This window comes from Bacillus carboniphilus (genome assembly GCF_020524035.2).
GTDB lineage: Bacteria > Bacillota > Bacilli > Bacillales > JAIVKR01 > Bacillus_CC.
Genome location: NZ_CP129013.1, coordinates 2,264,733 through 2,279,987, shown reverse-complemented (window position 1 = coordinate 2,279,987; position 15,255 = coordinate 2,264,733). Strand labels below are relative to the sequence as shown.

Here is a 15,255-nt window from a genome sequence, read left to right as displayed (position 1 = left end):
AAGGTTTTAATGAAAGGAAAAATAATGACCAATGTTTAGAAGGAGACAATGACGTAAAAAGAAAATTGTCAGATGTAGAAGCAAGAGTACAAATTAAAATATGTCTTGGAGATCTAGAGATACCGCAAGTAAAAAGTATGCCTAAGAAAACAAGAAATGAAGTATTGAAGAAAATAAAATCAATTGATGGAATAACTCAACATCAAGTTGCCAGGATATTAGGTGTTTCGCCTCATTTGATTTATAGAGCATAAATATATAAATATAGGGACGGTCAAATCAATAGGTACTACTTTTCGACCTAGTGAAATAGAGAAGGGAAATGAAGAGCTTGAGAACTGGTTATAGAGACTTTTGTCTCGACGTATTATGTTCAGGTTTTTTGAACTGGAGACTGAACATGGTTTTGTAGTATTACTGAAAATTGAAAGAGCTACTAATAAGCCAGTGCAATTTTCTGGTCAAGAATTTATTCGCGTTGGTTCGTGTAAAAAGAACTTAAAAGAATATCCGGAAAAGGAACGTGAATTATGGCGTGTATTTGATAAAACTCCATATGAAGATTTAATTTCATTGCAAAATGTACCAGAGAGTTAGGGTCTTAGTTATTTAGATTATCCTACGTATTTTGAATTGCAGGACAGCCCGTTGCCAGAAAATCGAAATTTAATTTTAGAACGTTTAGTTGAAGATAAAATGATAATAAAAAATACTGCTGCAGGGGATACGACATCACAAACTTGGGGGCTATTTTACTTGCAAAAGATCTATCTAAATTCCCTAACCAAAAGCGAAAATCAGTCCGAGTAATTATTTACAAGGGAAAAGATAGAATTGAAACTGTTCGTGAACAAGAAGGTGGAAAGGGTTATGCTGCTGGGTTTGAAGGTTTAATAGGGTTCATTGATAACCTTTTACCAAGAAATGAAGTGATCGGTAAAGCTCTAAGAAAAGAAGTGACTATGTACCCTGAACTCTCAGTCCAAGAGTTAGTGGCAAATGGAATTATTCATCAAGACTTAGCGTTACGTGGAACTGGTCCAATGATTGAAATTTTTACCGATAGAATGGAAATAACTAATCCAGGGACTCCATTAGTTAATACAGAACGGTTTTTAGATAACCCTCCAAGATCAAGAAACGAATCACTTGCTTCTTTTATGCGAAGAGTAGGGGGAGGTGATGAAACACCTCCTATTCTATGTTCATTTGTAAAAATAAAAATCAGTTATTAGAGGAGTATTATTCAAAATACCAAAAAATAAACAGGATAGATAATACATATATTATAACGGTTACTAATATGTGTTTGTCTTTATACAATATTTTTTCTGGTGATCCACCTTTGTTTTCAATGTGAATGATATAAAGATAGCGAAAGATGCCATAAATTACGATTGGGATTGTCCACATGAGATGGACCGTCCGTCCAGAGGTAAATGTAAACAATGAGTAGCTGATGATAGTTGCTGTCGTAACAATACTTATTAATTGATCTAGTAAAGGTGCGGAATAACTATGTAGTACTTTCCGATGGCTCCCTTTATTTTCTTCTAATAACAGGAGTTCATGTCTCCTTTTGCTTAAGGCTAAAAATAATGAAAGTAACATGGTGCATAACAAAAACCATGGGGTAAATGGAACTTCAATTATGAGTCCACCTCCTATTGCTCTAAAAACAAATCCAGCCGCAATAATCATCACATCTATAATAACCACTTGTTTTAGTTTAAATGTATACAAAACGTTCATGATAAAATAGGCGATTAAAAGCAAAGTAAACGTAGGAGTAATTAAGAAAAAGGATGTTATTAGGGAAAAAGAAAACAGGAATACACCAAAACAGATGGCTACAGTAGGGTTCAGTGCTCCTGATGCCATAGGGCGATGTTTTTTTTTTCTGGATGCAGTTTATCTGCTTCACGATCTGCATAGTCATTTAAAATATATACACATCCCGAAACAAAACAAAACAGAAAAAAACCTACTGTTGTTTTACTAATGGTGTAAACGTTAATCATTTCAAAAGAAAAGAGTAAGGCTGCGAAAACGAGTAAATTTTTCGTCCACTGCTTAGGCCGTAATTGTAACAGAAGAAGTTTAAATATGTTCGTTTCTCCATAAGTTACTTCAGATATATTTCTTTCGCTTGTCGAAGTCATTAGATAAAAGTCCTCCTAATTAAAATGCCGCGTTACGATTAAATATTTTTTTTATAAAAGTTGCTATTTTTTAAAAATTACCTTTTAATGTTAATCCTTAGATATATTAATAAAATCATTATAGACTTCTTGGTTTTGTATACAAATTTGGTCATCTGGAGTTGTTCCAAGTAAAGTAACTTTATATGAACATCCTTCAATATCACCATGATTGTAGTTGACCTCTCCCTCCGACAACCTTCTTTCAGTGGAATACTTAAATCTTTGAAGTGAAACTTTAAGTGGTTCTTCAATAGAATGGTCACGAAGGATCTTCAATTGTTGGTTTAAAGTTTGACTACTTTCATAAACAAATAAATAGTGTGCACCAGTGGTGAATACTATGTTAATCGTATATAAAGAAAGAATGAGTGGTATCGCGATCCATTTTACTGTTTTATTCAATTTGTATAACCCTGATACACAAAGGGATAAAACAAGGATAGGGACGATCCAAAGTTGTGGAATATACCTTGCCCACCATGGTTCAGGATTAATGAAAATTGATACTAAGATAACAGATAATATAATAAAGTATGGAATCACTTTTTTATGCATATTTCTAATTAAAAATAATAAAGACAATAGTGTTATGATTATTATGCCCCCAAAAAGTGGGCCAAACCCTCCTATCCTAGTATCAACCCCACGAAAGGCATCAATTTCAGAACGATGAATAGTAAATGGTATTTTCATTTCAGGTTTTACTCTATAATTACTTGAGTAAGAGAATACGGATTGGTAAAGGCTCGCTAATCTATTTTCATACAAATCAACAGGAGAGTTTCCGGTCATAATGTCTACGGTTTCTTTTCCTGCAAGTGGATGAAAAGGGTGTCCTTTCGAGAGCATATTTGTTACATAGGGATTGTATCCTACGACAAAGGAACCGATGATGCCAGTAATTAATAATATTGGGATGATCTTTTTAAGCTTCGTCTTGTTAGTGAAAAATAAGAGAGCGATTAACCCTATTGAAAGTATAACTGCATAGACTAACCCAGTAAATTTCACATTTATGAGTAAAGTAAGACAGAAACAAAACAATAATAAATATAGTTTATTGTACTCGTGATATAAGAGAATAGATAAAGCTACTAAACAAGTGATGAGTGAACCAATTTGACCATCCACGTAAAAACTACTTGCTTGATTCACACTTACAGGATTTAAGGCTACGAATAAGGCGAAGATAAAGCTGTATACATGATTCTTTGTAATTTTGTAAAATGCCGAGAGAGAAAACAAGAAGGCACTGAAGATTAATAAGAGATTAATCGACTTACCTTGCTCAATAATTCCTGTAATGCTCATTAAAGTCGATGAAAAAATCCACGGACCTTTAGCATAATGGTTAATCCAAATGTGATTTATAACATCTTTCCCTAAAAAATCATAAAAGGGATTCCACCCTTTTTCAAAAAAAAGAATGGCAGGTTTGTGATAGGACTGACCATCCCATGTTATATCTAACATTTTTCCACTTACATAAGTGAAAAAAATGATACTGATGACACTTAACAAGCAAGATATTGTAAAAACTTTATAGGGCATAGTATTCAAGCGATTTTTACCCATGATCCAACCTATAAACAAAGACAAAAGCAATGATATAAATATAGTTAATGTAGTAATTGAAATACCAACGAAAAAAAGAAGGGTAGATAAAAATAGTGTAAAGAATATAAATGAAATGAGGATTGTCCCCACGACTTCTGCTGCTTTATAAATATTCACAATGAACCTCCATGAGTAAACTAAATAGGCATATTCTTTTTAAAACGTAGTCAAAAAATAATATACAAAATTAAATCACTTCCAGTTTTTCTTTTGCAAGTTTGTTTTACCTCTATAATTAATGACATACTTGTTTTGTACGAGTGAAAACATAGGTGAGTCTGATAATGAATCCGAATAGGCATAGGACTGTTCAAAATTGATCTTTAGACCTTTATTTTCTAAGTGTTTATTGATCCTTACTACCTTTTCTTTCCCTTTACAATTATTCCCTAAAATTTTATTTGTATATCTCCCTTCATGCATATAAAGTTCAGTCCCAATTACATCATCAATGTATGGATGTTCCTTAAAGTACTTTATATAAGCATAGGGAGAGGCGGATATGACCAAATTATAATATCCTTCTTTTTTTCTTCTTTTTAGCTCTTTAACGGCTTCTTTATAAAGCTTATCTTTAAGTATTTGTTCATAAAACGTTTTAATTTCTTCTTCTTGTAGATAATTAATAGGGTAATAATAATATTCTTTTGCTTTTTTTGCTGAAATAAATTTAAGTTTGTAAAGGATTGTGGATACGAGTATAGGAAAAATGATAAAGGAAGTAAAAGGATTCTTTTTAATTCCATAACATAAAAATAGGAACATAGAGTCACTTTTAATCAACGTTTTATCTAAATCAAATAATGTAATTTTATTCATATAGTATTCTCCAACCTTTTATTTCTAATAGTAAAAAACTCTATTTATGACTATACCAAAAATAGTTAAACCAATCCATATATTTTGATTTTTTGAAGGGTAATACACCATATATTAATTTAGATCCTTTGAATTCTTAGTTTTGATTTTTCTGCTATATAAAAATAAAAATACAAAGAAACCCACATGAAACATAATGGACTTCTTTGGTATAGCCTCTTTTTATAATCCCGTATTTTAGTTAAAATGGTGAGTCCAACTACGAACGCTCCATTATTCTCCTAAATGTGTTTAATAGCGGCTGGTGTTTTCCTATTAATCCTATTAATTCAGCCGTAATTTGAATGAGAAGGACTAAAACACTTATGATGATTAAAGCACCCCATAGTGTCGAATTTGAAAAGATAATGGCACTAATACCAAAAAATGTTCCAATTGCATAGATGATTAAAACCGTCTGTCTGTGAGTAAAACCTAATTGTAGTAAACAATGATGAAGATGAGATTTATCAGGATCCGAAATTTTTTGCTTGTTTAGTATTCTTCTGATTATGGCAAAAAAAGTATCAAATATCGGGATTGCTAAAATAATAATTGGGATAACTAAGCTGAATAAAGTGACACTTTTATAAAGGCCATGCAATGACAAAATAGAGATACAATAGCCTAGAAATAATGAGCCTGTATCACCCATGAAAATTTTAGCGGGATGAAAATTAAACACGAGAAATCCACATGTACTTCCAATTAATATCACTGTAAGAGCGATCACCATTACATCGTTGTTTATTGAAGCTAGCACTAGAATAGAAGTCATTGCAATTACGGAGACCCCTCCAGCTAAGCCATCAAGACCATCAACTAAATTGATTGAATTAGTAATACCGACAATCCAAAAAAACAGCCAATATATAACTGAATATTCCTAAGTATATTTTTTCCGAAGAGAACGGCAGCGTTACAAATTCAATCGTAAAACCAGAAAAAACAACAAAACAGGCAGCAATTATTTGCCCAAGGAATTTTGCTTTTGCGGATATTGTATATTTATCATCAATTAAACCGACCAATAAGATAATTCCACTCCGACGATAACTGGCCAAATTTGAATAATCAATTGGTTCAAATATAGAAGACCTGATGCAGCTCCTATGACAATTGATAATCCTCCTATCCTAGGCATAGATCCGTTATGAACTTTTCTATTATTTGGAATATCGATAAAGTTATATTTATGAGCAAATTTAATAACAGATGGAGTTATGACAATGGCCATAGTTAAAGAAATAAAGAAAGCAACAATATAGTCAAGTAGTGTATACATTATTACACCTCACACAAGTAAATTAAAACTAATCCGCGTATAAAAACAAGTTGTTATTATACATTTATCTACAATAATATATTAATTCGTCCAACAAAGCTATTGTATTATTAGACATACATAGAAGTGAAATATGATTTACATACTCTTAATCTTAGTTACATAAAGTATTAGAGTATGGGATTCTGATATATTCTAGCATAAAAATGGTCACAGCACTACCATTATTATGGAGACGTTGCTGAGTGAAATAAAAAAGCGTGGGGACGGTCCTCAATTCGCATAATTCATTCCTGCGCTTTCCATAGCCTCCAGATCCACTATAGGTTCTATAGCCCTTTTTATAAGTACCTTGCATATATGTTTCCTTCTCAAACCTTCACACTACATTCATTCCAAATTACCCTAATAAAAGAAATTCCTTACTGTGTTTTGACAATCCAAAGTAGATATATCCTATACTTGTAGATCTATTTTTGGTAAATTTTTTGTTATTTTTTTATAGTTGAATGATAGCTTCTCATGAAACGCTCGTATTTTTTTCACTTATTTATGCGAAGAAATGACGTCTATACTATTCGAGGTGATGATTCATTGACAATGAAAAACCCAGATATCCAAGTTCATCCTAACAACTTGGATATTATACAACGCTTGATGGCTGCAACGATGAAGGGCTTCGAGCCATTAAAAGTTTTTGGATACCATTCAAAAAGAGTAAAAGAAGTCCTGTCTACGGATGTACCAAAGATAGAAACAGCTGATGACAAAGCTGATACTCTTTATTTACCTGAGGATGGGAACTTTCTTCATGTGGAATATCAGAGCACATCAAAAAAAAGATGATGTTTTTCGATTTGCTGGTTACTCTTTAAGGTTATATAATAAAATAAGGGAGAAATCGGAAAAAGAAAATCCAATAATGCAAACAGTAGTGATTTATTCTCCTCTAGTAAATGAAAAGGATGTGCTTACTTCCTTTAGTTATGGTTCATTGAAATTTACATTTGAGGCTATATTTTTGGCAAATATACAAAATGAAAGTCCAATTGAGAAGATATTAAATAGAATAAAGGAAGATCCAGAGACACCTTTAACCTATGAAGAAAGAATGAATTTGGTATAACGCCCTTTGTATAATGTGGAAGGACAAGATATTGAAAAGGATGCCTATTTCATTATTCGAAGCCTACAAGAGCTGGCAGATGAATCATTAAAAGCTCATTTATCTGGGATGGTTTATGTGTTAGTTCGTCGATTCCTAAGTTCAGAAGGAGAACAGAAAATATGGGAGGTTATGAGTAGAATGTCTATCGTTGAAAAAGAATTTAAAAAATTGTATGAACAAGGAGAAAATAAAGGGATTAGTAAAGTAAGGGAAAATATATTTAAGCAACTTGTTGAGGCAATTAAAGAAGGTGAGACCCAATCAGGAATTAATAGATTGATTAAATCAGGGGAATTTACTGAGGATGAAGTGAAAGAAGCTTATAGGCAAGCAGGAGAAGCATAGGGACGGTCCTTGATTTGCAAGATTTATTTCTGTTGTTCTCCATAGTCTATGAAAGAAAAACGTCTTCGAACCACAAAGAATGACAAAAGCCAGCAGTTATTTTTTGAAAAAGAAAAGCTAGCTTTTGAAAGGGGCTATCTACAAATACTTACACTTCATCGAAGGTTTTTATGTCATCTTTAATGTGACTGATTGATAGTTTAATCTTTTCGAGCGTTTTTTGTTCTTCATCAGAAATGGAAAGTATATTGATCTTATTTGCCGTACGTTGTAAGCCTAAAATGGCATTCGTTAAGGTGTCGATGCACTCTTCGTGCAGTGTGATTGTTTCTGGTGTCAATTTGTAAATGCCTCGTTCTACGATTGTAATCTCTCTCGTTACAATTAATTCGCTTAGTCTTGATGAACATAACTCCTTTGTTACATCCTTATTGTTGAATTTTTCTATGATGTACTCGATAATTTCCTTTCTACTGTGCTCTTGACCATCCGCTAAAAGTTCCTTAATCGTGTGGTTAATTTGACCATTAAAATTGGAACTCATTATTATCCCCCTTCCATTATTCGTTTATATCAAACATTGTATTAATAGAAAATTTTCTTCTGTTGTTAACTCAATTTTAACTTATTTGCTGGAGGGCTACCTTAATCATCAGGACTATTTTTATCTTTCCTATTCGGACTGTCGATAACACATACCTATTGAATCAATTGTACATGTTCAACGACTTTTTTAAAAGGAAAGTAATTGAAAAGTCTTTATGAATCGAGTAACTGGCTGTTCATTTGTTTTAGAAGTATTTTCTCTCTTAAATAGGATTTTAATCATGTAAATAGAAGGCTCGGAACACAATCTAAACCCATGAATAAGAAGGATTATCAAGGTGATTTTCTGGTATGTATACTCAATAATCTAATAGATGATGGTAAGATCCTTTTAAAAAAGTAAGGAACTTATGGTAAAATTATCATATAAAACGTTGAAGGGAGTAACTTCATGCGTATTCAATGTACGAAAAAGCTACTCGATGAATTAAACGTGCCAGTCGCTGTAAAAGAAGAGGAAGATCCTTTCTATTCATGGCATGCCAACCTTATCAAGCTGGGGCGGAAAAAGACAGTTGTGTTAGTGAACGATTTAACCCGATATATGGTTGTCCTTTTTGGATTAAAAGCAAAAGATATTAGGGAGATTGAAACGTTGATCCCTAGAGCCATTCAGGAGACGTTTCAAGCAGAGAACATAAAAGAAGAGGTTATCGAACAGTATATTCAAAATGCTGGGAGTATCATTTTCTCGAAAACGAAAGACCGGACGTATGTTGCGAGAATGAACAAATCAGGCGAAGAAGTGTATTATTTTGAAGATCTCATCAACGAAGAGCAAATGATTCAATCCGAGCTAGGATTTAGAGTAAGTAAATTGTTAGTAGGGAACGGAAAAAATGCTTATATTTATCCAAACAAAGAAATTTACAAGCAACTTGAAGAAATGGCGAATCAGGCAATTTTTTATTCAGAAGCCATTGAGTTAAAAGTGACTCTATTACTAGAGAACCATTCCGTTTGGCGAAAATTCGTCGTTCCTTCAAATATCACCTTCAGCCGTTTACATAAAACGTTGCAAGTCTGCTTTGGCTGGCGAGATTCGCATTTACATGATTACTTACTGTACCCAGATAAAGATGTAGCAGAGCCTATCTTAAACATTGTCAGTAATGAAGAGGCTTTTGATTATCAAGGCAACACGCCAATGAAGAAGGAAGAAGGATTAAAACTAATCGATTTTCTTCCGTCTAAAATTGTTTATAATTATGATTTCGGTGATAATTGGCAGCATGTAATAGAGGTGGTTAAAACCATTGAAGATTACGATGTGAATTACCCGAAGTGTCTCGATGGAGAGGGCAATAGTCCTCCAGAGGATGTTGGCGGAGAACCTGGCTACGAAGATTTCTTGAAAATTATAGAAGATAAGGATCATCCTGAACACGACGAGATGGTGAATTGGGGGAAAATGCAAGGGTATAAGGAATTTGATCTTAATCAAATCAATGGGATGCTTAAAATATGAGGTTGACAATAAACCTTCTTCGGCAATGATTGTCTGTTTTTGTTTAAAAATCTTGGGTTACTTCAGCCATTCACTAATATACTTGAGCACTCATTTGTTTACACTTGAAAGGATTTTAAAAGAAGCTTGGGTTTTCCTTTGTGAGGAAGGTCAAGCTTCTGAATCTACTTCTTTGGTTATTTTGCTTTTGTTTCTTTATTAGTATTGTGAAGTCTCGCTAGCTGCTGATTAATTTGTGCTGTTAACTCTTTAGTCGCCACTTCCTCAATATTCATAAAGTCTCCACGGCTATCTTCTTCTGGTGCTACTCGCATTGCTTTCACACAATGGGGATAACTAGTATTTATTTGAGCAGGGAGCTTTTTTTCAACGACGATTTCGTGTTCCCAATCGTCTCCGAAATCGTATGTATAGATGCATTTATCTTTTTCTTCAACTAGCCATTTCCCTATTTTTTCTTCTTGTTCATCAAACGAAGCTCCCATTAGTTTAGCCATAAAATCATCTGGATTATCGGGTTCCACAAGAACTTTGCGACGAAGAATTTCTCCATTTGTTTTCTTAATCTCAAACCCATGTAGATGATAATCGTCCCAATTAAAGGCGATTTGAAGAATTTTATGGAGATCGTAAAACGTCATATTTTCATCCATTTGAATTCGTCTCCAAACAGGTGGTTTCATATATTTAAGTGTTACTTTTAACTGTAAGATCATTTTTAATATACCTCCCTATTTTTGCGGTTACTATTTAGTCTAGTTGATGAGAAGTGAAGTGACAAGGTGAAAAGGTCACAGTGACTTAGTTTATGCTACGGGATTTTGATTCGGTAACCAACTAATTAGGGTTAAAAGAGGAGGTCCTTGTTTTCAATAGAATTCTCTATGGTAAGAGTAGACAATCTATAGTAAGAAGAGAACTATGAATAAATCTATAGAAACTAGAGCGGGATGTTGATTAAAATGGAAAGAAATTTTTAGAGAAGTAGTATCGAATATACTTGTTCACCGCGAGTTTTCCAATCATTTTCTAGCTAAGCTGGTAATTGAAAAAGAAAGAGTATTTGTTGAAAACAGTAACAAGCCACATGGAAATGGTACGATTGATCCCACGAATTTTTCCCCATTCCCCAAGAATCCTACTATCGCAAGATTCTTTAAAGGAATAGGACGTGTAGATGAGCTTGGTTCAGGAGTTAGAAATACTTACAAATACAACAAGATTTATTCAGGAACAGAGCTTACATTTATTGAAGGTGACGTTTTTATTACAATCATCCCTTTAGGTTCTCGGCGTAGTGACCAAGCTAGTGACCAATTTGATCGAACGAATGAGATTTTAGAGTTTTGCAAAATTCCCAAAAGCAGAAGTGATATACAAGGTTTCTTGCAAATTAAAAGTAAAAGATATTTAAGAACAAAAATACTCAATCCCTTAATTAAAGCAGGGTAATTAAAATTAACGATACCAGATAAACCGACAAGTCCAAAACAAAAATATTACTCAGATAATTAATGAAGTTCCTAAGTTTGATTTGTGTAAAAGTGTATGGCTCAAAAAAAGAATGCGTGAGAAAGAATGATCTTTCCTGAAAATAATTTTTAAACCCTCATTTTGATAAAAGTAAAAGACAAGAATACTGTTATTTCAACATTCTTGTCTTTTCTAGTTATAATTTTCTAACAAAAAATTAGACTTCTATACATCCTTGGGATTGTTATCAATAAAACGCCTTCATGTGGTTCATGACTTCTTCAATATGGCGAAGAGACTGAACCGTCATTAGTCGTATCTTTAATTTGCGAGCGATTGCGTCAATTAAATATTCGTTATTTTCTTTAATCCATATTTCTCTTGGAATACCTTTGAGTCTCTCTATCATATTCACGATTCCATGTTGAATGCCTTCCTCTAAGTTAAATTGATTCCGATTTATGATTTCGTTGAAGACGATCATGCCTGTTTTTTTATCCACTCCAATGAGAACAGTTGGATAGTAGGGGCGTTCATCTGGTGAATCTTGAGTGGGAGTTGGCAAGTGTTCTATTCCAAATTCAATTTTTATATTTAAGGTTTTTGTTTCATTTCGTAATTTTTGTAGCTCCATTTCGTTGATGAGTAATGGAACGATTGGTTTTTCTAAGCCAGCATATGCCACTTCAAAATTGACATCCTTCCATTTACCAGTGTTCTCATCTAGTCTCCTTCCTATAAACACAGTATCTGGGACATCAAATAGTATAGAGTTTAGTTTGGCTTGTTTACACACCTCTATCGCTTGTTTTAATATGGTAGACATTAGTTGTACTTCTCTCGAGTCTAATTTCCATGGGAAATGATTCGGATGAAAGCTTCTGAATTGAGGCCATTGTTTTTTTCCGCGATACGAGAACCCGTGCGTTTTTAAAAGGTCATAATCATCATTACTCAATTCATTACGGTCTGATAAGCAGAAAACAATGGACCGTTGCTTCAAATGGTTACTTTCATCAATTTCATCGTTAAAAAGCTTGCGCAAAAAATGAAATCCTTCAGCACCTATATAGGCAGCGAGTCCGAATTCTTCACCAGCAGCGCCCATTACGGAGCAAAAGCATAGTTCTTCTGTTTCCGGATCTTCTATAGCGAATAACTGGTAATCACTCATCCACTGCCACGGTTGTAGTGCTTTAAATTCTTCAGCTAGGGAAAGAAGCAAAGGCCAGTCATCCTTCTCCTTTTTTCCATAAGCATATTCATCGGTGAAAAAAAAGGCTAACTCTTCGGAAATATCCGCTGTTAATTCTTTTGTTGGAATCTCCTCTATCTCAACGAATCCTTCAAAAAGATCGCCTCTACTATCTTCAGGAGGTGCTACTCGCATGGCTTTCACGCAATTTGGATAAGTGGTGTTTTCATCAATAGGTAGCCGTTTTTCAAGGACAATTTCATGTTCCCAATCGTCCCCAAAGTCATATGTATAAACAATCCGATCTTTTTCATTGACGAGCCAGTCTCCGAGTCTTTCTTCTCTTTCATCGTACTGGTAATTCATAAAATCATTCGTCTCATTTAATCCAATCATGGTAGGATAAGGAATCCGTTCACTTCTAGATTTTCTTACATCAAAAACGTGAAGGTGAGCATCATTCCATTCAAATGCAATTTGAAGCGCGTCATGAAAATCGTAAAAGGTCATTTTCTCATCTACTTGAAGCCTTCGCCAAACAGGGGGCTTCATATCTTTTAAGCTTACTTTTAATTGAAGTATCATTACATTTTCCCTCCATTTTTTATACACTAAGTGTACGGTACAATTGGAGGGGAGACAAGGTTTTATGTTTTTTTGTAGATAAGAATCGTTAAACTATCCCTCCTAAGTAGCTTTGAATATCAAGATAGACGACCTATCTATGTTTTGGAAACATTACATACTAATCTGAGGCTTGTTCCTTTATAATGATATTTCTGATAAAATGTCTAGTATTGGTATTGAAAGGCTAAATGATAAAAATAGAAAGAATGAATAACCTATATACAAGCAAGTTGGAAAGGTGAGGTTAAAAACAATGAATATTTTAGTAACAGGTGGAGCAGGGTATATTGGCTCGCATACATGTGTGGCGCTGCTAGAAGCGGGGCATTCAGTTATTGTGGCTGATAATCTCAGTAACAGTAAGATAGAAACGATCCATCGGATAAAAGAAATATCTAATAAGGACGTTTTATTTTATCAAATAGATGTGACGGATGAACAGGCTGTGGAGGCCATATTTGCTAAGCACGCTTTAGACGGTGTGATTCACTTTGCGGGTTTTAAAGCAGTTGGTGAGTCAGTAGAACGACCTTTACATTACTACTATAATAATTTGGTGAGTACGATGGTACTTGCGAAAGTTTGCCAGCATTATGGTGTTCATCGTTTTGTATTTAGCTCATCGGCAACTGTCTATGGAGAAAATGAAGTACCTTTTAAAGAGTCGATGGAGCTTTTACCAACAACCAACCCTTATGGAGAAACAAAGGCCATGAGTGAGCGAATTTTAATGGATATTGCCCATGCTAATCCAAAATTTTCAGTTGCGCTCCTTCGTTATTTTAATCCAGTTGGAGCTCATGAGAGTGGGTTCATTGGTGAAGCGCCAAACGGAATTCCGAATAACCTGATGCCTTTCGTTACAAAAGTTGCTAAAGGCGAGTTGGACAAGCTGAGAATATTTGGTGATGATTATAACACTGTAGATGGGACAGGTGTAAGGGACTATATTCATGTGATGGATTTGGCTGAAGGTCATGTTGCAGCACTCGATCATCTCGATGAAGGGGCTCATATTTATAATTTAGGTACTGGTGAGGGAACGAGTGTTTTACAAATAGTAAAAACCTTTGAGGAAGCGAATGGTATTGAAATTCCATATGAAATTGTGGATCGTCGCCCGGGAGATATTGCTTATTGTTATGCAGATGCTTCAAAAGCACAAAAAGCATTAGGCTGGACAGCGAAACGTGATTTAAAAGCTATGTGCACGGATGCTTGGAGATTTGAAAAGCAATATCAAGCGTTAGTGGATATGAAATAAGTCTATATAATTGATTGAAAAGGATAGTCCAGAAAGTCCAATATCATAAAAATGAGGACATATTGAAAACCCAAAAATGTTGATAAAACAGCATTTTTGGGTTTTTTTTTTTCTAAAAAGTTACTTTTCAGACAGACCGAATATGCAAAACAGTTTAATTAGCTTGCAATTTTTGCATTATTAACTTTACTAGTCCCTATTTTTATCCATCTCTTCAATGTTAATTGTATCCTTGACGATATAAATTGGTCGATTCTTACTTTCATCATAAATACGCGCAATGTATTGTCCGACAATTCCCATCCCTAAAAGTTGAATCCCACTGAAAAAAGTGATTGCGACCATAATGGATGCCCACCCTGCTTGTACTTGCTGACCGGTTAATTTGATGACGAGTGTATAGAGCAACACGAAGATAGAAACAAGTACAGAACAAAACCCTAAAGTCATAACGATTTTTAAAGGTTTAGTGGAAAAGGCAATGATTCCATCAGAAGCAAAACGGATCATCTTTTTAAGTGGATATTTTGTTTCACCTGCAAACCTTTCGTCGCGTTCATATTCAATATAGGTTTGATTGAAACCAATCCACGAAAACATTCCTCGAACAAATCTATTTCTTTCACTCATTTGAATAAACACATTGGCTACTTTTCGATCAATGAGACGAAAATCTCCTGTGTCCTTAGGAATTTCAATTTCTGACATATAGTTAAGAAATCTATAAAAATACTTCGCTGTTAGTAGTTTGAACCATGTTTCTCCTTGCCTTTTCTTTCTTTTGGCATAAACGATTTCATACCCTTCCTTCCATTTGTTAATAAGGGAAGGTATGAGCTCGGGAGGATCTTGTAAATCTGCATCAATAATGACAATAGCATCCCCACTTGCATAATGGACTCCTGCTGTTACAGCTGTTTGATGACCAAAGTTTCGAGAGAAGTTAATCACTTTTACTTGTTTATCAACTGACGATAGCTCAGTTAGAATTTCTTCAGTTTTATCCTTACTCCCATCATTAACAAAGACAAATTCATATTGGAATAAATGATCCTCCATGACTTGTTTTAGCCTCCGATAGCATTCATGGGCTACATTCTCTTCGAAATACATTGGAATAACAATGGATATTAATTTGTTCATTA

General features: G+C 34.1%; 16 protein-coding genes and 1 pseudogene. 7 read left to right on the top strand and 10 right to left on the bottom strand.

Annotated features, from left to right (window positions below):
• Nucleotides 1-354: 354 nt before the first annotated feature.
• Together LC087_RS11720 and LC087_RS11715 are read left to right on the top strand one after the other, a co-directional pair.
• Nucleotides 355-597 (top strand): putative DNA binding domain-containing protein, encoded by a 243-nt coding sequence (locus tag LC087_RS11720; protein WP_226541868.1) that lies wholly within the window; start codon nt 355-357, stop codon nt 595-597.
• 143 nt (nt 598-740) lie between these two features.
• Nucleotides 741-1,235: an ATP-binding protein gene (locus tag LC087_RS11715; protein WP_306019595.1), complete on the top strand. Its 495-nt coding sequence runs from the start codon at nt 741-743 to the stop codon at nt 1,233-1,235.
• Nucleotides 1,236-1,242: 7 nt separating this feature from the next.
• On the opposite strand, the pseudogene LC087_RS11710 reads toward LC087_RS11715, so the two are convergent.
• From LC087_RS11710 to LC087_RS11685, 6 genes and pseudogenes are all read right to left on the bottom strand, one after another.
• Nucleotides 1,243-2,162: pseudogene (locus tag LC087_RS11710) on the bottom strand (decaprenyl-phosphate phosphoribosyltransferase).
• A 90-nt stretch (nt 2,163-2,252) separates the two neighbouring features.
• Nucleotides 2,253-3,938 (bottom strand): hypothetical protein, encoded by a 1,686-nt coding sequence (locus tag LC087_RS11705; protein WP_226541863.1) that lies wholly within the window; start codon nt 3,936-3,938, stop codon nt 2,253-2,255.
• A gap of 75 nt (nt 3,939-4,013) precedes the next feature.
• Entirely contained in the window at nt 4,014-4,640 is a 627-nt protein-coding gene (locus tag LC087_RS11700; RefSeq protein ID WP_226541862.1) for an HAD-IB family hydrolase, read from the bottom strand.
• A gap of 259 nt (nt 4,641-4,899) precedes the next feature.
• Nucleotides 4,900-5,544: an MraY family glycosyltransferase gene (locus LC087_RS11695; protein WP_306020818.1), complete on the bottom strand. Its 645-nt coding sequence runs from the start codon at nt 5,542-5,544 to the stop codon at nt 4,900-4,902.
• Complete coding sequence (locus LC087_RS11690) at nt 5,516-5,710, bottom strand: MraY family glycosyltransferase (protein WP_306019594.1); 195 nt, start codon at nt 5,708-5,710, stop codon at nt 5,516-5,518. Before LC087_RS11690 ends, LC087_RS11695 begins: the two co-directional genes overlap by 29 nt.
• A complete protein-coding gene (locus LC087_RS11685; protein ID WP_306019593.1) occupies nt 5,698-5,964 on the bottom strand; it encodes a hypothetical protein in 267 nt (88 codons plus the stop codon). The genes LC087_RS11690 and LC087_RS11685 overlap by 13 nt, the downstream gene beginning before the upstream one ends.
• Nucleotides 5,965-6,558: 594 nt before the next feature.
• Between LC087_RS11685 and LC087_RS11680 the strand changes: the two genes are divergently transcribed.
• Genes LC087_RS11680 through LC087_RS11670 form a run of 3 tightly spaced genes read left to right on the top strand, consistent with a single transcriptional unit; the run spans nt 6,559 to nt 7,477 of the window.
• Complete coding sequence (locus LC087_RS11680; protein ID WP_306019592.1) at nt 6,559-6,810, top strand: hypothetical protein; 252 nt, start codon at nt 6,559-6,561, stop codon at nt 6,808-6,810.
• The gene (locus LC087_RS11675) at nt 6,776-7,090 is read left to right on the top strand and encodes a hypothetical protein (RefSeq protein WP_306019591.1); all 315 of its coding nucleotides are present in this window, start codon (nt 6,776-6,778) and stop codon (nt 7,088-7,090) included. The genes LC087_RS11680 and LC087_RS11675 overlap by 35 nt, the downstream gene beginning before the upstream one ends.
• Before the next feature lie 6 nt (nt 7,091-7,096).
• Nucleotides 7,097-7,477 (top strand): RpnC/YadD family protein, encoded by a 381-nt coding sequence (locus LC087_RS11670; protein WP_226541859.1) that lies wholly within the window; start codon nt 7,097-7,099, stop codon nt 7,475-7,477.
• Nucleotides 7,478-7,625: 148 nt separating this feature from the next.
• Here LC087_RS11670 and LC087_RS11665 read toward each other — a convergent pair whose 3' ends face one another.
• Nucleotides 7,626-8,021: a winged helix-turn-helix domain-containing protein gene (locus tag LC087_RS11665; RefSeq protein WP_226541858.1), complete on the bottom strand. Its 396-nt coding sequence runs from the start codon at nt 8,019-8,021 to the stop codon at nt 7,626-7,628.
• Nucleotides 8,022-8,474: 453 nt separating this feature from the next.
• Here LC087_RS11665 and LC087_RS11660 point away from each other — a divergent pair, with 453 nt between their 5' ends.
• A complete protein-coding gene (locus LC087_RS11660) occupies nt 8,475-9,551 on the top strand; it encodes a plasmid pRiA4b ORF-3 family protein (RefSeq protein ID WP_226541856.1) in 1,077 nt (358 codons plus the stop codon).
• A gap of 176 nt (nt 9,552-9,727) precedes the next feature.
• Here LC087_RS11660 and LC087_RS11655 read toward each other — a convergent pair whose 3' ends face one another.
• Both LC087_RS11655 and LC087_RS11650 read right to left on the bottom strand, forming a co-directional pair.
• Nucleotides 9,728-10,267, bottom strand: a complete 540-nt coding sequence (locus LC087_RS11655; protein ID WP_226541854.1) for a plasmid pRiA4b ORF-3 family protein — start codon at nt 10,265-10,267, stop codon at nt 9,728-9,730.
• Between the two features lie 1,004 nt (nt 10,268-11,271).
• Complete coding sequence (locus tag LC087_RS11650) at nt 11,272-12,804, bottom strand: plasmid pRiA4b ORF-3 family protein (RefSeq protein WP_226541852.1); 1,533 nt, start codon at nt 12,802-12,804, stop codon at nt 11,272-11,274.
• A gap of 295 nt (nt 12,805-13,099) precedes the next feature.
• On the opposite strand from LC087_RS11650, the gene galE reads away from it, so the two are divergent.
• On the top strand, nt 13,100-14,110 hold the full coding sequence (gene galE / locus LC087_RS11645; RefSeq protein ID WP_226541850.1) for a UDP-glucose 4-epimerase GalE: 1,011 nt from the start codon (nt 13,100-13,102) through the stop codon (nt 14,108-14,110).
• 189 nt (nt 14,111-14,299) lie between these two features.
• Here galE and LC087_RS11640 read toward each other — a convergent pair whose 3' ends face one another.
• The gene (locus LC087_RS11640) at nt 14,300-15,253 is read right to left on the bottom strand and encodes a glycosyltransferase family 2 protein (protein ID WP_226541848.1); all 954 of its coding nucleotides are present in this window, start codon (nt 15,251-15,253) and stop codon (nt 14,300-14,302) included.
• Nucleotides 15,254-15,255: the final 2 nt, after the last annotated feature.